The organism is Actinoplanes sp. NPDC004185, assembly GCF_053603475.1.
Window position 1 is genome coordinate 49,204 of sequence record NZ_JBSGFR010000045.1, and the last position, 18,352, is coordinate 67,555.

The 18,352-nt window shown below is 68.9% G+C and carries 18 protein-coding genes, 1 other RNA gene and 2 pseudogenes; 15 read left to right on the forward strand and 6 right to left on the reverse strand.

What is annotated here, in order from left to right; all coding sequences use genetic code 11:
- Positions 1-148 precede the first annotated feature (148 nt).
- A pseudogene (gene secA, locus ACWEOZ_RS34815) lies at positions 149-2,669 on the forward strand (preprotein translocase subunit SecA); the annotation flags it as partial.
- Positions 2,670-2,740: 71 nt separating this feature from the next.
- A pseudogene (locus tag ACWEOZ_RS34820) lies at positions 2,741-3,040 on the forward strand (SEC-C metal-binding domain-containing protein); the annotation flags it as partial.
- Positions 3,041-3,109: 69 nt separating this feature from the next.
- Here the strand turns inward: ACWEOZ_RS34820 and ACWEOZ_RS34825 are convergent.
- From ACWEOZ_RS34825 to ACWEOZ_RS34845, 5 genes are all read right to left on the reverse strand, one after another.
- Complete coding sequence (locus ACWEOZ_RS34825) at positions 3,110-3,439, reverse strand: hypothetical protein (RefSeq protein WP_451914936.1); 330 nt, start codon at positions 3,437-3,439, stop codon at positions 3,110-3,112.
- A complete protein-coding gene (locus ACWEOZ_RS34830; RefSeq protein WP_451914923.1) occupies positions 3,346-3,756 on the reverse strand; it encodes an NAD(P)-dependent oxidoreductase in 411 nt (136 codons plus the stop codon). The genes ACWEOZ_RS34825 and ACWEOZ_RS34830 overlap by 94 nt, the downstream gene beginning before the upstream one ends.
- 378 nt (positions 3,757-4,134) lie before the next feature.
- Positions 4,135-4,713 carry an Rv3235 family protein gene (locus tag ACWEOZ_RS34835; RefSeq protein WP_451914924.1) on the reverse strand — a complete coding sequence of 193 codons (579 nt, stop codon included), beginning with the start codon at positions 4,711-4,713 and terminating at the stop codon, positions 4,135-4,137.
- A 107-nt stretch (positions 4,714-4,820) separates the two neighbouring features.
- Positions 4,821-5,033 (reverse strand): helix-turn-helix domain-containing protein, encoded by a 213-nt coding sequence (locus tag ACWEOZ_RS34840; RefSeq protein ID WP_451914934.1) that lies wholly within the window; start codon positions 5,031-5,033, stop codon positions 4,821-4,823.
- Between the two features lie 73 nt (positions 5,034-5,106).
- The gene (locus ACWEOZ_RS34845; protein WP_451914925.1) at positions 5,107-5,577 is read right to left on the reverse strand and encodes an Lrp/AsnC family transcriptional regulator; all 471 of its coding nucleotides are present in this window, start codon (positions 5,575-5,577) and stop codon (positions 5,107-5,109) included.
- 92 nt (positions 5,578-5,669) lie between these two features.
- Between ACWEOZ_RS34845 and ACWEOZ_RS34850 the strand changes: the two genes are divergently transcribed.
- Together ACWEOZ_RS34850 and ACWEOZ_RS34855 are read left to right on the forward strand one after the other, a co-directional pair.
- A complete protein-coding gene (locus ACWEOZ_RS34850) occupies positions 5,670-6,089 on the forward strand; it encodes a rhodanese-like domain-containing protein (protein ID WP_451914926.1) in 420 nt (139 codons plus the stop codon).
- A 135-nt stretch (positions 6,090-6,224) separates the two neighbouring features.
- Positions 6,225-6,728, forward strand: a complete 504-nt coding sequence (locus ACWEOZ_RS34855) for a DUF6912 family protein (RefSeq protein WP_451914935.1) — start codon at positions 6,225-6,227, stop codon at positions 6,726-6,728.
- 14 nt (positions 6,729-6,742) lie between these two features.
- On the opposite strand, the gene ACWEOZ_RS34860 is transcribed toward ACWEOZ_RS34855, so the two are convergent.
- Positions 6,743-7,786: a hypothetical protein gene (locus ACWEOZ_RS34860; protein WP_451914927.1), complete on the reverse strand. Its 1,044-nt coding sequence runs from the start codon at positions 7,784-7,786 to the stop codon at positions 6,743-6,745.
- A gap of 124 nt (positions 7,787-7,910) precedes the next feature.
- Here ACWEOZ_RS34860 and pruA point away from each other — a divergent pair, with 124 nt between their 5' ends.
- The 11 genes from pruA to ACWEOZ_RS34915 form a co-directional block, all read left to right on the forward strand.
- Complete coding sequence (gene pruA / locus ACWEOZ_RS34865; RefSeq protein WP_451914928.1) at positions 7,911-9,539, forward strand: L-glutamate gamma-semialdehyde dehydrogenase; 1,629 nt, start codon at positions 7,911-7,913, stop codon at positions 9,537-9,539.
- 277 nt (positions 9,540-9,816) lie between these two features.
- Positions 9,817-10,332 (forward strand): PadR family transcriptional regulator, encoded by a 516-nt coding sequence (locus tag ACWEOZ_RS34870; RefSeq protein ID WP_125809187.1) that lies wholly within the window; start codon positions 9,817-9,819, stop codon positions 10,330-10,332.
- 66 nt (positions 10,333-10,398) lie between these two features.
- Positions 10,399-11,511, forward strand: coding sequence for a peptide chain release factor 2 (gene prfB / locus ACWEOZ_RS34875; protein ID WP_451914929.1), 1,113 nt, complete (start codon positions 10,399-10,401; stop codon positions 11,509-11,511).
- A gap of 164 nt (positions 11,512-11,675) precedes the next feature.
- Positions 11,676-12,356, forward strand: a complete 681-nt coding sequence (gene ftsE / locus ACWEOZ_RS34880; protein ID WP_023358989.1) for a cell division ATP-binding protein FtsE — start codon at positions 11,676-11,678, stop codon at positions 12,354-12,356.
- 61 nt (positions 12,357-12,417) lie between these two features.
- Positions 12,418-13,293, forward strand: a complete 876-nt coding sequence (gene ftsX / locus ACWEOZ_RS34885) for a permease-like cell division protein FtsX (protein WP_360555382.1) — start codon at positions 12,418-12,420, stop codon at positions 13,291-13,293.
- A 117-nt stretch (positions 13,294-13,410) separates the two neighbouring features.
- Positions 13,411-14,676: a M23 family metallopeptidase gene (locus tag ACWEOZ_RS34890; RefSeq protein ID WP_451914930.1), complete on the forward strand. Its 1,266-nt coding sequence runs from the start codon at positions 13,411-13,413 to the stop codon at positions 14,674-14,676.
- Between the two features lie 78 nt (positions 14,677-14,754).
- Positions 14,755-15,231 carry an SsrA-binding protein SmpB gene (gene smpB / locus ACWEOZ_RS34895; RefSeq protein ID WP_212986325.1) on the forward strand — a complete coding sequence of 159 codons (477 nt, stop codon included), beginning with the start codon at positions 14,755-14,757 and terminating at the stop codon, positions 15,229-15,231.
- Positions 15,232-15,276: 45 nt separating this feature from the next.
- Complete coding sequence (locus ACWEOZ_RS34900; protein ID WP_451914931.1) at positions 15,277-15,945, forward strand: cellulose binding domain-containing protein; 669 nt, start codon at positions 15,277-15,279, stop codon at positions 15,943-15,945.
- Between the two features lie 53 nt (positions 15,946-15,998).
- Positions 15,999-16,374: a transfer-messenger RNA gene (ssrA, locus tag ACWEOZ_RS34905) on the forward strand.
- Positions 16,375-16,526: 152 nt separating this feature from the next.
- Positions 16,527-17,204: an NADPH-dependent F420 reductase gene (locus ACWEOZ_RS34910; RefSeq protein WP_451914932.1), complete on the forward strand. Its 678-nt coding sequence runs from the start codon at positions 16,527-16,529 to the stop codon at positions 17,202-17,204.
- A 786-nt stretch (positions 17,205-17,990) separates the two neighbouring features.
- Positions 17,991-18,352: hypothetical protein (locus ACWEOZ_RS34915; RefSeq protein ID WP_451914933.1), on the forward strand; the 362-nt coding region annotated here is incomplete at its 3' end.

Below are 18,352 nucleotides of genomic sequence, written 5' to 3' on the forward strand. Positions count from 1 at the left end.
AGGTTGCAGCGGCCGGTCCGGATGCGCTGTCAGCGAACTTGTCGCCCTGTTTCACCCTCTTTGCGAGGTTAACCGGAGGCTCGGGTCACGGTCACCCAGACAAGACGCCTACGATGGTTCGGCAGACCGTCTAGGGGAGCGTTGACCCGTGTCGATTTTGGAAAAATTCCTGCGCGCCGGCGAAGGCCGCATGGTGCGACGGCTCAAGGCGATCGCGAACGCGGTCAACTCGATCGAGGACGACTACACCGACCTCACCGACGACGAGTTGCGTGAGTGCACTGAGCAGTTCAAAGAGCGGGTCGCCGACGGCGAGTCGCTGGACTCGCTGCTGGTGGAGGCGTTCGCGGTGGCCCGCGAGGGAGCCCGGCGGGTGCTGGGGCAGCGTGCGTACGACGTCCAGCTCATGGGCGGCGCCGCGCTGCACTTCGGCAACATCCCGGAGATGAAGACCGGTGAGGGCAAGACCCTGACCGGCGTCTTCCCGGCGTACCTCAACGCGCTGAGCGGTGAGGGCGTGCACATCATCACGGTGAACGACTACCTCGCCCAGCGTGACGCCGAGTGGGTCGGCCGCGTGCACGTGTTCCTCGGCCTGACCGTCGGCGTGATCCTGCCGAACCGGCCGGCCGCCGAGCACCGGGCCGCCTACGAGTGCGACATCACGTACGGCACCAACAACGAGTTCGGCTTCGACTACCTGCGCGACAACATGGCGTGGTCGGCGGCCGAGCTGGTCCAGCGCGGCCACAACTTCGCCATCGTCGACGAGGTCGACTCGATCCTCATCGACGAGGCCCGCACCCCGCTGATCATCTCCGGCCCCGGCGAGCACTCCGCCCGCTGGTACGGCGAGTTCGCCGCCCTGGTGGCCCGCCTGCAGAAGGGCAAGGACGGCGAGGGCGACTACGAGGTCGACGAGGCCAAGCGCACCGTCGCGGTCACCGAGCGCGGCGTCGCCCGGGTCGAGGACCGCCTCGGCATCGACAACCTGTACGAGTCGGTGAACACCCCGCTGGTCGGCTACCTCAACAACGCGATCAAGGCCAAGGAGCTCTACCGCCGGGACAAGGACTACATCGTCGACGAGAACGGCGAGGTCCTGATCGTCGACGAGTTCACCGGTCGCATCCTGCACGGCCGCCGCTACAACGAGGGCATGCACCAGGCCATCGAGGCCAAGGAAGGCGTCGAGGTCAAGCAGGAGAACCAGACCCTGGCGACCATCACCCTGCAGAACTACTTCCGGCTCTACAACAAGCTCGGCGGCATGACCGGTACGGCGCAGACCGAGGCCGGCGAGTTCAACCAGGTCTACAAGGTCGGCGTCGTGTCCATCCCGACGCACCGCCCGATGATCCGCATCGACCACCCGGACGTCATCTACAAGACCGAGAAGGCCAAGTTCAACGCGGTCATCGAGGACATCGCCGAGCGGCACGCCACCGGTCAGCCGGTCCTGGTCGGCACGGTCTCGGTGGAGAATTCCGAGATCCTGTCGACGCTGCTGCGCAAGCGCGGCATCCCGCACAGCGTGCTGAACGCCAAGTTCCACGCGCAGGAAGCCACGATCATCGCGCAGGCCGGCCGCAAGGGCGGCGTCACGGTGGCCACCAACATGGCCGGCCGCGGCACCGACATCCTGCTCGGCGGCAACCCCGAGTTCCTCGCCGCCAGCGAGCTGCGCCAGCGCGGCCTCGACCCGGTCGAGGACGCCGAGGAGTACGCGAAGGCCCTCGAAGAGGTCCTGCCGGTCTGGAAGGAAGCCTGCGAGGTGGAGGCGGCCGAGGTCATCGCGGCCGGCGGCCTGTACGTCCTGGGCACCGAGCGGCACGACTCCCGCCGCATCGACAACCAGCTCCGCGGCCGCTCCGGCCGGCAGGGCGACCCGGGCGAGTCCCGGTTCTACCTGTCGCTGCAGGACGACCTGATGAAGCGGTTCCGCGCCGGTGCGGTCGAGGCGGTCATGGACCGCTTCAACATCCCCGAGGACGTGCCCATCGAGTCGAAGATGGTCACCCGGCAGATCCGTAGCGCCCAGACCCAGATCGAGGGCCAGAACGCGGAGATCCGCAAGAACGTCCTCAAGTACGACGAGGTGCTGAACAAGCAGCGCATGGTCATCTACGCCGAGCGCAAGCGCGTGCTCGACGGCGAGGACATGCACGACCAGGCCCAGCACATGATCGACGACGTGATCGCGGACTACGTCCGTGCGGCCACCTCCGACGGCTACGCCGAGGACTGGGACCTCGACCAGCTGTGGGTCAGCCTCAAGCGCCTCTACCCGGTCAGCGTCACGATCGACGACCTCGTGGAGAACAGCGGCGGCGAGCGCAGCACCCTCGACCAGGAATACCTGATCGAAGAGCTGAAGAAGGACGCCCAGGCGGCGTACGCGGCCCGTGAGGAAGAGCTCGGCGAGGACGCGGTCCGCGAGCTCGAGCGCCAGGTCCTGCTCGCGGTGATCGACCGCAAGTGGCGCGAGCACCTGTACGAGATGGACTACCTGCAGGAAGGCATCAGCCTGCGGGCGTACGCCCAGCGCGACCCGGTGGTCGAGTACCAGCGCGAGGGCTTCGACATGTTCAACCAGATGATGGAGGGCATCAAGGAGGAGGCTGTCGGCTTCCTCTTCAACCTCGAGGTCCAGGTCGAGGAGGCCCCCACCGTCACGGTCGACCCGAGCCAGGCCGTCGCCCTGCCGGGCACCTCAACCGACGGCGAGGGCGACTCGCGGGTCGAGGTCCGGGCCAAGGGACTGGGCGGCAACCGTCGCCCGCAGGCCCTGCAGTACACAGCGCCGACGATCGACGGCGAGGCCGGTGCCGGTGCGCCGCAGATCCAGCAGGAGCAGCAGGCTCCGGCTCTCGGGCTCGGATCGCCCGTCGTTCCGGCCGGTCCGGCTCACGGGTCGGCCAACCGGCCGCGGACGTCCGGGCAGGCTGAGGCCAGCAACGGTCCTTCGCGGAATGCCCCGTGCTACTGCGGGTCCGGCAAGAAGTACAAGCGCTGCCACGGTGCTCCCGGAGTTTCCTGACCCTTTCTGAAATACGGCCTCGCGGATGTGCTCCGCGGGGCCGTTTTTCCTTGTGTGGCGGGGGTGGGGTCAGTGGGCCAGGTTCACGTGGGCTCGGTGGTGGGTTTCTTGCTCGATGAGGTCCACGACGCCGATCGCGTAGTCGGCGCCGGAGATGAAGCCGCCGTCTTCGGGCTGGACCGCGATGTCGTCGCCGAGGCGGTATTTGCCCAGGCGTTCGCCCGGGGCGTACGAGCCGAACTTCGCCGCGGGGCTCACGAACACCCAGTTGAGGGATTCCGGGGTGGCGGGAAGGTCGTCGGTGATCAGTGCGGCGCCGGCAAGGATCTCGGCGTGGAACTCGGCGGGGGAGTGGCTGAGGTCCTCTTTGAAACGGGGCGCGCCGGGTGCCGGACGCAAGGACGAGAAGCCGCCGACGACGAAGAGGCGAGCCCCGCAGCATCGGCGAGCCGGGCAACCGTGCGATACACGTCGCGGAACGAGTCGGCGAGCGGACCACGGGGCGCGAGCGCGGCGACCACGACGTCCGCACCGGAGATGACCGACGACAGGGCCGCTTCTTCGGTGGCGTCGCCCTGGACGTAGTTCACGCCGGCGACGGCGTCGGCGGGGAGTGAGCGGCTGAACGCGGTGACCTCATGACCACGGGCGGCGGCCTCAGCGACGATGGCCGATCCGGCATAGCCGGTGCCCCCGATGACGACGATGCGGGACATGAAATACCTTCCTTCTCAAGCTCCCGGACCCTGGTTCGGGCCGCATAGTCACCGTAGGAGAGCAGATCTCCATCGGGAAGTAGGCACCTTCTGGTAACCAGCACCCGGGCGGCGCCGCCCGCGCCGCACTGACCGGGATCGCGCTGACGGGAATCGCGCTGACTCGCGTTGTGCTGACCCGCGCCGTGCTGACCTGGCGGCGCTGATGGGTGGCGCTGGCCCGGGCCAGAACCGCTTCGCTCAGATCCGTCGCAGAACTGCACCGCCCGCCCAGCGGATGCAGCGTGCGCCCCCAAGCCCCACCACCCACGAACCCGCCAGAAAAGTGAAACCCAGGACGCCCACCGCCTATAAAGCACACTGACCGCCCCAGGCAGCTCAAATGAACCGAAAAACAGTAGCCAGCCAAACCCCGTCAAGAAGCTCAAGCCGAAACGCCATGGCATGAGTCCGCTCACCCAGAAGAACAACGGCTGCCCCCTCCACAGCCCCTTCCCGCGGCTCGCAGAGCCGGAGACGTACCACCGCCGCCGGAGCAGGCCGCCGAGGGCGGGGAGCTCGCCCGGCCATGCGGGACTGCCGGGCCTCGCTCACCCGCCGCGCCCCGACCAATCCCTGAGCGACCACGTTCCCCGCCTCGCGGGGCTGGGACAGGCTTCGGAGGTGAGCCGCCGGCCGGTAGCCGTTCAGCACCTCGAGGCACATGCCCACGAACCGCCGGACCGCCGTTTTCGCCTCAGCTGACGCCCCGGTCACCACAGTTCGCCGGACCGGTGGAGGGGGCGGCTCGACCGGTGGGCGGGGCGGGACCGTCCAGTCGAGGGCCAGCTGGTGCGGTGACGGCCAGGTGCTTGGGTCTCGTTCATCGTCGAACGGGGGCTCGTGGCGGGGTGCCGGCCGCAGCCTGATCGCGGGCCTCGGACCTTGCCTGGTCACCTCGACCGTCGACATGGGCATCCGCCAATCCTTGCGTTTGCTTCCGTTTGCCTACGACGACGAGTGTGGCGGGACGCGTCGAGGTACGTCAATGGCGAGCCTCAGCCCTGTGGACAACGAACCTTGGACTAGTCAGCGTCGCGGTCGGTCAGCGGGTTCTGCTCCACCCAGGAGGCTGTCTCGGCGTACTTCTGCTCGATGTACTGCTCGAGTTTGGCCCGCTCCACGCGCCATTGGCCGCGGCCGCCGATCTTGATCGCCGGCAGTTCGCCGCTGCGGACCATGTGGTAGACCTGCGAGTCCGAGACGTTCAGCTCGGCCGCGACGTCGGACAGCAGCATGAACCTGGACTCCACGCCTGGTCTCCCCACGCCGCTCGATGCCGATCTCCGGCGTTAGTTTGCCACTGTTTGCCTACGACGGTGGAGTCTGATCCCCAGGTGCGAGGGCGCGGCCCGGCAGCGGGCTCGAGTAGACCACGCTCGTGGTGACCGCGCCGAGGCCGGAGATCCGCCCGGTGACCTCTTCCAGGTGGCGCATCGAGCGGGTCAGCACCTTGAGCACGAAGCAGTCCTCGCCCGTCACGTGGTGCGCCTCGATGATCTCCGGCGTGGTGTCCAGCAGCGCATGGAACGGCCGGTAGTTCCCCGTGGGGTAGCGCAGCCGGACCATGGCCATGACCTGCAGACCGACGCGTTCCGGGTCGACCACCGCGCGGTAGCCGGCGATCACCCCGGCCTCCTCCATCCGGCGGACGCGTTCGGCGACGGCGCTCGGTGACATCGCCACCACCCGGGCCAGGTCCGCGTACGAGGCCCGGCCGTCGCGCTGCAACTCCTCGAGCAGGCGCCAGTCGGTGCGATCGATCGTGGGATCAACGGCCATGGCGCGAAACTACCGTTGATTCGAGTGCTCTGCCAAGAACAGACAGTGGACAGGCTCTGCTGGCGCCCGGCTCGGGAAAATAGCGTTGAGCCATGATGACTCCTTCGCGAGCGGCCGAGATCTTCGCCGAGCGTCTCGCCACCGAGACCGATGTTTCCGACGTCCAGGCCGCACTGAGCACCGGGGAGCCCGGCTTCGTGCTCATCGACTCCCGGTCGACCGCCTCCTGGGAGCAGGGCTACATCCCGGGCGCCCTGCACCTGCCCACCGCCGACATTCCCAAGCGCGCCGCCGAGCTGCTCGACCCGTCCGTTCCCGTGGTCACGTACTGCTGGGGTCCCGGCTGCAACGGCGCGACCAAATCGGCTCTCGCCCTCGCCCAGCTGGGGTATGCGGTCCGCGAGATGATCGGCGGCGCCGAGTACTGGGTGCGGGAGGGGTTCGCCCTGCGTACCCCGGACGGAGAGGTGGCCCGGGACGCCGACCCGCTGGTATCGCCGTGCGGATGCTGACCGCCTACTGAAACCGTGCGGATGCTGATCGTCTGCTGAAAACGCCGAAAGGAACACGACCAGTGGAACTGCCCTTCCGGTAGCCTCCCCGGCGGTGTACTACGGGGACGGTCAATCGCAGGGGGAACAGTGCCGATCACCGATCTGGTCCGGGTGTACGTGCCGGCCACCGTACCGATGCTCGCCGAGATGCGGGCGTCCGGGCAGCTCGGCGCGGGACCGACGGTCGCGCATGCCGTGACCCCGGCGCTGCGCGAGTGGTACGCCGAGGGCGACGAGGAGGAGCTGGAGTACGTGGCCTTCACCCGCGCCGCCCAGGCCGCCCTGCAGCTGCTGCGGCACGACCCGAAGGCCCCGCGCCGCCGGGTGGTCGTGTCGGCCGACGTGGCCTCGACCGCGCTGGTCCGCGAGGACGTCGAGCTGGGTTCCAGCACCGTGCGCCTGCCCCAGGCGGTGTCCCTCAAGGAGGTCGCTTCGATCCACGTCGACGGTGAGAGCGCCGCCGAGGACGTCGGCGCCGCCGCCGGCGTGGTCGAGGAGGCCCTGGCCGGGGATCCCGACGCCCAGTTCACCGTGGAGGGGGCCGAGGATCACGAGCTCGAGTGGTACGCGGTCAGCGAGCTCGACGAACTGCTCTGACCGGGCGGACCGGCTCAATCGTCGTGCGGGGCGGGCACGGTCTGCGGCTCGTCGCGGGCCGCCCGCTCGATCTCGTCCGGGTCGGCCTGCCGGGGCGCGGCTGCCGGTGACGACGAGGGCGGCTCGGCACCCGCGGCCGCCGGGCCGAGCGTCCGGCCCACCGCGATGATCGCAGTGAACGCGCCCACGAAGAGCACGATGAGGCCGTTGTTGAGCCGTGACCCGCTCAGCATCTGCTGAACCGTCAGCTCCAGCTCGCTGACCTTGCCGGCCAGCTCCAGCACCCGCGAGCCGGCCGTGCGGGTCAGCCCCTCGCCGATGACCAGCAGCAGGCCGGGGCCCGCGCCGGCCAGTGCGTACAGCGGCCAGCGCAGGTCCGGCCCGGCGGTGCTGCGCCGGGCCCGGCGCAGCACGCGGTACGCCACCAGGGCCCCCGCCACGCCGCTGAGCACCGCCTGGACCAGGCCGAACCAGCCGGCGGCGCTGGTGCGGGAGGCAGCCGAGTCGCCCGAGCCGAGCACCGGCAGCAGCATGTCCTGCAGGACGTTGAGCACGAAACCCACGACGAAGACCGTGATCGCGCCCCAGCACACCGCCGCGGTCACCCGCCGGTAGCGGAAGCCGGCGAGGGCTCCGCCGATCGTCGCCGCGGCCGCGACCGTGCCGCCGACGACCGCGTACAGCCAGCCCTCGGTGTTGATCGTGATGATCGAGAGCGCGCCCAGCAGACCGACCGCCAGGCCGGTCCCGGTCGCGATGATGAAGCGGACCGTGACGCCCGGGGTGCGGCCGCCGCGGGTCAGGAAGGCGAGGACGGCCAGGGCGACGGCGGCGCCGGTGACCAGGCTCGCGGAGACCGCGCCGGGCATCGCGTACGCCGTGGACGTGACCTCCATCTCGGCGCTCGCGCGGCCGGTGATGGTGGCCCGGGCCGACCAGAGCATCCCGGCCATCCAGACCAGTCCGGCGGCGGCCAGCAGCAGCCCCCGCGAGGGCGCCTCCTCGGTGCCGTTCTGGGCGCCCTGGGCCGCGTTGACCTCGCTGTCCGCCTCACTCATGGCCCTCAGGGTACGCGGGCCCTCAGCGCCTCGTGAGGGCACCGGAACGCCGTTGTCCGCGTGCGAGGATGGACCGCGACACACAATGTCGTGACCAGGAACCCACAAGGTTGAGGAGTACGTGATGGACGCCCTGCTTGCCGTGCCGGAGCCGCGGAACGAGCCGGTCCGCAGCTATGCCCCGGGGAGCCCCGAGCGGGCCTCGTTGCAGTCGCGGCTGGACGCGATGGCCGGCGAGCGCCTGGATCTCACGATGACGATCGACGGCAACCGCAAGCTCGGCAGCGGCGCCGCGATCGAGGTCGTCCAGCCGCACAAGCGCCACCATGTCCTCGGCGTCGCCGGCAATGCCACGCACGAGGACGCCGCCGCCGCCGTCGCCGCGGCCAAGCGGGCCGCGAAAGGCTGGCGTGCCCTGCCGTTCAGCGAGCGGGCCGCGGTGTTCCTGCGCGCCGCCGAGCTGCTGGCCGGCGGCTGGCGCGACACCCTGAACGCGGCGACGATCCTGGGCCAGTCGAAGTCGGTCTACCAGGCCGAGATCGACGCGGCCTGCGAGCTGATCGACTTTCTGCGCTTCAACGTCGCGTTCGGCGAGAAGATCCTCGGCGAGCAGCCGCAGTCGTCGCCGGGGGTGTGGAACCGCTTCGACCACCGCCCGCTCGAGGGCTTCGTCTACGCGATCACCCCGTTCAACTTCACCGCGATCGCCGGCAACCTGCCCTCGGCCCCCGCGCTGATGGGCAACACGGTGGTCTGGAAGCCGTCGCCGACCCAGCAGCTCTCGGCGCACTTCACCATGCGGCTGTTCGAGGCGGCCGGCCTGCCCCCCGGCGTGATCAACATGGTGACCGGCGACGGCCTGGCCGTCTCCGACGTGGTGCTGGCCGATCCCGACCTGGCCGGCATCCATTTCACCGGTTCCACGGCCACCTTCCGGCACCTGTGGCGCGAGGTGGGGTCGAACATCGACCGCTACCGGTCGTACCCGCGGCTGGTCGGGGAGACCGGCGGCAAGGACTTCGTGTTCGCGCACGCCAGCGCCGACGCGGACATGCTGCACACGGCCCTCATCCGCGGCGCCTACGAATACCAGGGCCAGAAGTGCTCGGCCGCGTCCCGCGCCTACGTGCCCCGCTCCATCTGGGAGGGCGGCCTGCGTGATCGGCTCGCGGCCTCCGTCTCCTCGATCCGGTACGGCGACGTCACCGACCTGTCCACCTTCGGCGGCGCGGTGATCGACGGCCGGGCGTTCGCCAAGCACGCCGCGGCGCTCGACCGGATCAAGAACAGCGCCTCCTGCACGGTGCTGGCCGGCGGCACCGCTGACGACAGCGAGGGCTGGTTCGTGGCACCGACCCTCGTGGAGTCCACCGACCCGGCGCACGAGGTCTTCACGACCGAGTACTTCGGGCCGATCCTCGGCGTGCACGTCTACGAGGACGACTCCTTCGCCGACACGGTGGCCCAGGCCGAGGCCGTCTCGCCGTACGCGCTGACCGGTTCCATCTTCGCCACCGACCGCTCGGTCGTGGACTGGGCCGCCACCGCCCTGCGCGACGCGGCGGGCAACTTCTACATCAATGACAAGCCGACCGGCGCTGTGGTGGGGCAGCAGCCCTTCGGCGGCGCCCGGGGCAGTGGCACCAACGACAAGGCCGGCTCGGTGCTGAACCTGCACCGGTGGGTCTCGCCCCGGACGATCAAGGAAACCTTCGAGGCTCCGACGTCCTGGCAGTACCCGCATATGGGCTGATCGTCCTGGTTTGCGGGCCGTTGCGTGTTCTTCACGTGGCGGCCCGCTCTTTTTCCGGGGCCGGGCGAGGACTTTGCCGGGGTTGGCGACCTAGAGCGCCGTCTGACCGTTTTCGTGAACCATTTTACCTCGCGAGAGTCGTCCTCAACGGCAAAACGCCCGGTCCCGACCCTCGTGGTCGGACTGTCTGTGCGGGACAGTCGCTTGTGGAGACGCAAATTGGACGGATCGGGCGAAATCCTGGACGCCGGGACGACAAAGTGGCAGCTTAGAAGGCATGCCCGACTCTCAAATCAATCCCACGGCTGCCGCCCTTCTGGGCCTGCTCCACGAGGGCCCGATGACCGGTGGACAGCTCATGGCGGCTGCCGAACGCCGCCTCGGGCCGTACTGGTCGATGACGCGGAGCCAGGTCTACCGCGAATTGCCCGTGCTGGCCGAGATGGGCTTCGTCCGCCTCGGCAAGCCCGGGCCGCGGTCCAGCCAGCCCTACGCCATCACCGCCAGCGGCAAGCGCGCGTTCAGCCGCTGGCTCGCCGAGTCGCCCGGTCGCGACGCGATCCGAAACCCGGTCGCGCTGCGGGTCGCCTTCGGCCAGCAGCACTCCGGCAACCAGCTCAAGACGCTCTACACCGGGGCCAACGAGTACCACTCGGAGGCTCTGGCGATGGCCCGGGAGCAGGCCAAGGAGGCCAAGAAGGCCGGTGACGCGTACGGCGCGGCCGCCCTGGAGTTCGCGGTCGCGTACCACAAGGCGGCCCTGAGCTGGCTGAAAGTGGCCCCGGCGGAGTAGCACCGATATCAGGAAACAACGGCCGCCCGGCCGGTTGACCGGCCGGGCGGCGTATTCTCGACAGTCGTGAGTGCAGCCGACTTTCCCGAACAGCTCAAAGCCCTCGACGCCACCCTGCGCAACATCGAGAACGTCCTCGACGTGGACAAGCTGCGCCGAGACAAGGCGGAGCTCGAGGAGCAGGCCTCCGCCCCCGACCTGTGGGACGACCAGGCGCGGGCCCAGGAGGTCAATTCCCGCCTGTCGTACCTCAGCGGGGAGATCTCCCGGCTGGAGCGGCTGCGCCAGCGCATCGACGACGCCGAGCTGCTGCTCGAGATGGCCCGCGAGGCCGCCGACGAGGACTCCATCGCCGAGGTCGGCCACGAGCTCATCTCCTTGAGCAAGGCCGTCGAGGAGATGGAGGTCCGCACCCTGCTCTCCGGCGAGTACGACTCCCGCGAGGCCGTCGTGGCCATCCGCGCGGGTGCCGGCGGCGTGGACGCCGCCGACTTCGCCGAGATGCTGATGCGGATGTATCTGCGCTGGGCAGAGCGGCACGGCTACCCGACGGAGGTCTACGAGACCTCGTACGCCGAGGAGGCCGGCCTCAAGTCCGCCACCTTCGCCGTCAAGGTGCCGTACGCCTACGGCACGCTCAGCGTCGAGTCGGGCACCCACCGGCTGGTGCGGATCAGCCCGTTCGACAACCAGGGGCGGCGGCAGACCAGCTTCGCCGGCGTCGAGGTGATGCCGGTGGTTGAGCAGACTGACCATATCGACATTCCGGACAACGAGCTCCGGGTCGACGTCTACCGTTCGTCCGGACCTGGTGGACAGAGCGTTAACACCACCGACTCGGCGGTGCGCCTCACGCACATTCCGACGGGCATCGTGGTGACGTGTCAGAACGAGAAATCTCAGCTGCAGAACAAGGCCTCCGCGATGCGGGTGCTCCAGGCGCGACTGCTCGAACGCAAGCGTCAGGAGGAGGAGGCGAAGATGGCCGGCCTCAAGCAGGACACCACCGGATCGTGGGGCGACCAGATGCGCAGCTACGTCCTGCACCCGTACCAGATGGTCAAGGATCTGCGCACTGAGCAGGAGACGGGCAACCCGAGCTCGGTCTTCGACGGCGACCTCGACGAGTTCATCGAGGCCGGCATCCGGTGGCGCAAGCAGACCCAGATCAAGGCCTGAGCGGGCCCCGACACGCCGCCTGACCGTTCGTTCAGGCGGCGGTCTCCGGGTCGGTGATCCGGGGTGCCCGCGCGGGGGAGGGTCACCTCGTCGGCGCTGAATGTGCCAAAATCCTGCCCCCGCCGGACTTGGCAGTTCCGTTACACCGCGTAGACTCACGACCCGTGATTCAGCTCGAGAACGTGACGAAGACGTATCCGAAGGCGTCTCGGCCGTCGTTGGACGATGTCAGCGTCGGTATCGAGAAGGGTGAGTTCGTCTTCTTCATCGGCCCCTCCGGTTCCGGCAAGTCGACGATCATCAAGCTTTTGCTGCACGAGGTGGCCCCCTCGCGCGGCAAGGTCGTGGTGAACGCGAAGGATGTCACCACCATGCGGTCGTGGAAGATCCCGCACTTCCGGCGCTCCATCGGATGTGTGTTCCAGGACTTCCGCCTGCTGCCCAACCGCACCGCGTACGAGAACGTGGCGTTCGCCCTCGAGGTGATCGGCAAGACCAAGGCCGTCGCCCGCCGGGTGGTGCCCGAGGTTCTCGAGCTCGTCGGCCTGGGCGGCAAGGAGCACCGCTACCCCCACGAGCTGTCGGGCGGTGAGCAGCAGCGTGTCGCCGTGGCCCGGGCGTTCGTCAACCGGCCGCTCATCCTGCTGGCCGACGAGCCCACGGGAAACCTCGACCCCGACACCTCCATCGAGATCATGCGACTGCTGGACCGGATCAACCGGACCGGCACGACGGTCGTGATGGTCACCCACGACTCCAACATCGTCAACCAGATGCGCCGCCGGGTCATCGAGATCGAGAGCGGACGGATCGTCCGCGACCAGGCCCGAGGCGTGTACGGCTGACAGCCGGGCCCCGCCCACCCTGCATCTGAAGTAAGCCGCGGAGTCCCGGAAGGAACCCCCGATGCGTTTCAAGTACGTCCTCAACGAGGTGCTGGTCGGCCTGTGGCGCAACGTCACGATGACCATCGCCATGATCATCACGATGTCGGTCTCACTGACGATGCTGGGCGCCAGCGTGCTCATGTACATGCAGGTCGACCAGATGAAGAACTACTACTACGGTGAGATCGAGGTTTCGATCTTCCTGCGTGAGGACGTCACCGCCGCGCAGCGCGCCTCGATCGAGCAGCTGCTCAGCACCAACCCGCTCGTCGCCGAGAAGACGTACGAGTCGCGCGAGCAGGCGTTCGAGAAGTTCAAGGTGCTCTGGCGGGACTCGCCCGACTTCGTCAAGTCGGTCACCCCGGACAGCCTGCCGGAGTCCTGGCGGGTCAAGCTCAAGAACCCGGAGCAGTACGCCGAGTTCAACAGCCAGATCGAGGGCACTCCGGGCATCCAGGACATCGTCGACCAGCGCGAGCTGCTCGACAAGGTGTTCAAGATCTTCAACGCGATCCAGGTGATGGCCCTGGTGGTCGCCGGCTTCATGGCCATGGCGGCGCTGTTGCTGGTCGGCAACACGATCCAGGTGGCGGCGTACAGCAAGCGCCGTGAGGTCGCGGTCATGAAGCTGGTCGGCGCCTCGAACTGGTTCATCCAGGCCCCGTTCGTGCTCGAGGCGGTGGTGGCCGGCCTGATCGGCGCGATCCTGGGCTTCGTGTTCATCTTCGTCGGCAAGGTGGTCCTGCTGGACGGCCGGTTGCAGGCGCTGACGAACGTGCTGACCCCGATCCCCGACGGGAACGTGTGGCTGATGTTGCCGCTGCTGGCCGGCGTGGGCGCCGGCGTCAGTGCGATCACCGCCTGGATCACTCTGCGGTTCTACCTGAAGGTCTGACCCGTTCCGTCCCGATCGCCGCGCATCCCCAGGGGGATGCGCGGCGATTGCGTTTTTTGAGCGATAAGCGGCGCAACCCGCAAATTGTCACCAATAGTCAGAGTACGGTGACTCTTCGTGGACTCCAGTCACTCGCGACCCAACCGGTTCACCGGCTTGCTCGCCGCCGGACTGAGCGTGCTCTGCGCGGCCGCGGTGGCGCTGGCTGCGCCCGGCGCTGCCGCCGCGGAGCCGGGGGACGACGCCAAGCGCGCGAGCCGGGCGGTCGACCGCGCCGAGGCGATCCTCGAGCACGCCACCGTGACCGCCCGCAACGCCGCCCGCCGCCTGGCCGCCGCCACGGCCGCGCTGCCCGAGGCCCAGAAGAAGGTCGCCACCAGCCGCGGCGTCGTCGCGGCGGCCTCGGTCCAGGCGGCGACCGCCCGGCGCAAGGCCGATACGGCCCGGGCGTCCTACAACGCCGTGGCGAGCCGCTTCGAGCAGGCTCAGAAACGCGTCGAGGTGGCCCGCGACCGGGTCGACGAGATCGCCGCCGCCTCCTACATGGGCGGCAATTTCGCCACCATCAACCTGCTGGTCGGCGCGCGCGGGCCGCAGGACGCCATGGACCGCCTCGGCCTCGTCGACCAGGTCATGCAGAAGCAGCAGGAGAGCGTCGGAGAGCTGCTGGGGGCGCGGCGCTCTGCCCGTACCGAACAGGACCGGGCCGGCCTGGCCAAGCGGGTCGCCGAGGACGCCGAGCGCGAGGCCGCCGACAAGCTCGCGGCTGCGAAGCGGGCGCAGGTCGCGGCCCAGCAGGCCCGCTCCGCGGTCATCAGACTCGCGCAGAGCCGCCGCTCGGCGCTGGCGGTCGCGCGCTCCCAGCGCGCCGCCGTGCTGGCCAGGTACGAGGCCGCCAAGGCCGAGGAGGCCCGGATCCAGGGCACGCTGCGCGACTGGGACGACAAGAACGGCGGCGGGGGCGACTACACCGGCGGCAACCTGCTGATGCCCGTGCACGGCTGGAAGTCCAGCAACTTCGGCACCCGCTACGACCCGTACTACCGGGTCTGGCAACTGCACGCGGGCGCGGACTTCGCCGCCGGCGGCGGCACCCCGATCCACGCGGCGGCCGGCGGCCGGGTCGTGCAGGCCGGCTGGAGCGGGGGGTACGGCAACTACACCTGCATCAACCACGGCAAGCGCGACGGCCGCAGCTTCTCCACCTGCTACGGCCACCAGTCCAAGATCCTTGTCAACCCCGGCGAGTACGTGCGGCGTGGCGAGGTGATCGGCCGGGTCGGCACCACAGGCGCGTCGACCGGCTTCCACCTGCACTTCGAGACGCGCTTCGACGGCGTACCGAAGAACCCGCTCGACTATTTACCCGGATGCCTCTGCTGAGGCTCCGCGCGTACCATTGAGGGGTCCGGCCGGTCGGCCGGGCCTTTCTTTTTGCCGCCATCAGCAAGGAGCAGACCGATGCCACGCGAACAGGGGCGCAAGGTCGTGGCCTCGAACCGCAAGGCTCGGCACGACTACGCCATCCTCGACACCTACGAGGCCGGCATGGTGCTGACCGGCACCGAGGTCAAGTCGCTGCGCGCCGGCCGGTCGTCGCTGGTCGACGCGTTCGGCCACGAGAACAACGGCGAGATCTTCCTGCACGGCATGCACATCCCGGAGTACACCCAGGGCACCTGGACCAACCACGAGCCCCGCCGGGTCCGCAAGCTGCTGCTCAAGCGCGACGAGATCCACAAGATGATGGGCAAGCTGCGCGAGGACGGCCTCACCCTGGTCCCGCTGTCGGTCTACTTCCAGAACGGGTACGCCAAGGTCGAGCTCGGCCTGGCCAAGGGCAAGAAGGCGTACGACAAGCGCCAGGACCTCGCCGCCCGGGACGCGCAGAAGGAGATCAACAAGGCGCTGGGCCGACGTAGCAAGGGCATGGCCTGACGGGTAGTGTCGCCGCGGCCCACCCGTCGCGCGAAGGGACCGCAGTTGCCCGGCAAGCACAACACCGTCATCCCCCTGCGCCGGTACACGTTCATCGCCGGGGCGGCCACGCTGCTGGTGGTCCTGGTCTCCTGGGTGGCGATCCGGGCCGTGGGCCCGGCCGAGGCGGACAGCCGCGTTCCGCTGATGGTCCAGCCGACCGTGCCCCTGGGGGGCGCCGAGCTCTCCGTCCCGCCCACGTCCGTCCCGCCGTCTGTGGTGCCCAGCTCAGCGGTGCCCACCTCAGCCTCGCCCACCTCAGCCTCGCCGACCCCGGTCCCGTCCTCCCCGCGTGCTTCCCGGTCGCCGAGCAAGAAGCCGGCGCCCCGGCGGACGACGGCCTCACCCCCGGCCCCCGCTGCCTCGTTCGCGGCGGCATACCGGACGGGCCGGAGCTGGGACCGGGGCTTCATCGCCGGCGTCGAGATCACCAACAAGAGCGGCCCGGCCCGCACCTGGACGGTCAAGGTGAGTTTCGACCCTGACGCCGGTGTCCGCGTCGGCAACACCTGGAACGCCCAGCTGAGCCGCGACGGCAACACCTTCGTCTTCACCGGCGGCCCGCTCGCCCCGGGCGCCACGGCGATGCTCGGCTTCGAGGCGTCGAAGCAGGTCAGAGGCGGTATTCAGCCGACCTCCTGCACCGCCGACGGCGCGCCGTGCCGGATGGGCTGATACCGGAATGAAGTCCGGGGCCGGACGCGTTAGAGTTGGCGGGTACACAACTGGGGGGTGACTGGTTTCGACTTCGTACGTGGAGACAGGGGAAGCGAGCCGAGGAAGCCGACGTCGTCTCGAGAATCGATCGTCGGAAACCAATAAGCGCCGATTCCAATCGCGCTGAGTTCGCTCTCGCCGCCTGAGGCGAGTAGCGACTCTGTCGGGCTGAGAACACCTTCGTCTCAGACTTCCGGCATCAGCTAGAAGGTTGGCCAACCGGTCCCGGTCGCGGGGGCCGCACGGCGAGATCAATCAGCGACTGGGCCCGTCACGGCATCTTGCTCACGTGAACGCCGGGGCCGAGTAGAGGCATAGTGAGCTGCGCTCGGAGAAGCCCTGACGAAACACCGAAGGACCCGGGTTCGATTCCCGGCACCTCCACTGAAAGATCACCGAAGGCGCCGCCTCTCACAGGTGGCGCCTTCGGCCGTATCGTGCCGTGCCCGATCGCGCACCACCGTCCCGGTCGGTGTGCCACCTGTCACGGTGTGCCGCCAGGGGGGAATCGATCGAGGACCCCCTAGGTTCCCGCTGACATGACGACGATCGGGCTCATTGGCAGTGGCAACATCGGTAGCACAGTGGCGCGGCTGGCGGTCGCCGCCGGCCACGACGTGGTGCTGAGCAACTCACGGGGTCCGCAGACCCTTGAGGACCTGGTGTCCGAGCTGGGGCCGAAGGCGCGGGCCGCAACCCCTGCGGAGGCGGCCTCGGCTGGCGACGTCGTGGTGGTGACGGTGCCGCTGCGGGCGTACCGGGACGTTCCAGTGGAACCCTTGGCGGGCAAGGTTGTCATCGACACCAACAACTACTACCCGGAGCGCGACGGCGTCTTCGACGAGTTGGAGGACGGCTCCAGCACTACCGGTGAGCTGCTGCAGAAGCACGTTCCGGAAAGCCGCGTGGTAAAGGGATTCAACAACATCTGGTTCGGGCATCTGCGGTCCCTGGCGCGGCCGGCAAGTAGCGCGGACCGGTCGGCACTGCCGATCGCCGGTGACGACGCCGCTGCCAAGCTGGCGGTCAGCGAACTCTTCGACAACCTCGGCTTCGACACCGTGGACGCCGGCCCGCTCGCCGAGAACTGGCGCACCCAACGGGACACCCCGGTCTACGTGACTCCCTACGGTACGTACGGAGAGCTTCCCGGTACGCCGGCGAGCACGCAGGTCGTCCGCGAGGCGCTGGCCGCGGCGAAGCGCACCGCCGCCTGACGCCTTCCTCCAGCTCAGGGACCGCCGGACGAGCGTATTTCGGCCAGCTCGGCCCGAGTAAGCGGCCAGCGCCTCGCCTGCAAGATCATCGGCCGCGTCATCCACTCGGGTGACACGCCGGATTCGTCAGGCCTTGTGCTCGGCGCACGACCACCGGCGGTACTTCTTCTACCAATCTGCGCTTCAGCCGGGCTGGCCGGCCGTCTTCTCGGAGGATCGCCGGTGGCGACAATCTCGGACTTCTTCGATCGGTCGGGGTTGCGTCCGTGTGGCGTCGAGGACCGGCGTGGAAAGAGTGCCAGGCCGGTATCGATGCCGGACCGGTTACCGTGTAGGTAGCCGTGCCCAGCCCTTGAACTCGTCGTTCGCGTCAGGTTTCGAGGCCGGCTCAGCCGGGTTCAAGTAGGCCGACAACATCTCCACTGCTGGATCATCGACGGCGCTACCTGACCTAGGTGGCGCCTTCGGTCGTTGGCTGGGTTGGGTCGCCTGGATGGGCGGCTCGAGGCTGCGCCCGCTGACCCCCCGGTGCAGTGTGTTGTTTTGGGCAACCACGCTGTCGGCGCTCAGGACCACTGACATTCTGCTTTCCGCCCGACGACGAGGTGTTCGCCGCCGCGCTCCTCGACGAGCGCCGATTCCACCACGGCATCGGTAATCTGCGTTGCCGCCCTGGTGGCCACTGCTCAGCGTTACCGGGCCCTGCTTCGAGCCTGTGACAGCTCCCGGTGACCCTGGTGTGCCGGTGGCCCGTTGGCATCTCGCCGTCTGTCCAAGTTGCCACGCGTGGTCCGTTCCGCCGGATTCGACGACGTCCCCTGCAACTGGGTCGCACCGGGTGGGGAACCGAGGGCGTACCGCTCGAGCCTGAATCTCTTTCATATGCACGGCCGACATCAGGCCGTACAAACGGGGGAGATCGAGTTGCGTCCTTTGAAGCTGCACAAACACCGCCCGGTCCTGGCGGCCCTGCTCGCGATGGCGAGCGCGGTCACCATGGTGCCCCGCGATGCCGCCGCAGCCGTCAATGGTGCCGTGGTGGTGAACGCCGCGGATCCTCGTGTCGGTGGGCGTCTGTTCGCTGCCACCAGCCCGTTCAACCAGGTCATTCCCGTGAACCCGCAGCTGGATCCGAAGTCCGCGGACTA

Bases quoted from the DNA above. Each gene is read 5' to 3' on its own strand.
- ACWEOZ_RS34910 (WP_451914932.1), top strand. From the start codon at position 16,527: ATGACGACGATCGGGCTCATTGGCAGTGGCAACATCGGTAGCACAGTG.
- ACWEOZ_RS34870 (WP_125809187.1), top strand. From the start codon at position 9,817: ATGCCCGACTCTCAAATCAATCCCACGGCTGCCGCCCTTCTGGGCCTG.
- ftsX (WP_360555382.1), top strand. From the start codon at position 12,418: ATGCGTTTCAAGTACGTCCTCAACGAGGTGCTGGTCGGCCTGTGGCGC.
- ACWEOZ_RS34840 (WP_451914934.1), bottom strand. From the start codon at position 5,033: ATGCTGCTGTCCGACGTCGCGGCCGAGCTGAACGTCTCGGACTCGCAG.
- ACWEOZ_RS34830 (WP_451914923.1), bottom strand. From the start codon at position 3,756: ATGTCCCGCATCGTCGTCATCGGGGGCACCGGCTATGCCGGATCGGCC.
- smpB (WP_212986325.1), top strand. From the start codon at position 14,755: ATGCCACGCGAACAGGGGCGCAAGGTCGTGGCCTCGAACCGCAAGGCT.
- ACWEOZ_RS34860 (WP_451914927.1), bottom strand. From the start codon at position 7,786: ATGAGTGAGGCGGACAGCGAGGTCAACGCGGCCCAGGGCGCCCAGAAC.
- pruA (WP_451914928.1), top strand. From the start codon at position 7,911: ATGGACGCCCTGCTTGCCGTGCCGGAGCCGCGGAACGAGCCGGTCCGC.
- ACWEOZ_RS34845 (WP_451914925.1), bottom strand. From the start codon at position 5,577: ATGGCCGTTGATCCCACGATCGATCGCACCGACTGGCGCCTGCTCGAG.
- ACWEOZ_RS34835 (WP_451914924.1), bottom strand. From the start codon at position 4,713: ATGCCCATGTCGACGGTCGAGGTGACCAGGCAAGGTCCGAGGCCCGCG.
- ACWEOZ_RS34850 (WP_451914926.1), top strand. From the start codon at position 5,670: ATGATGACTCCTTCGCGAGCGGCCGAGATCTTCGCCGAGCGTCTCGCC.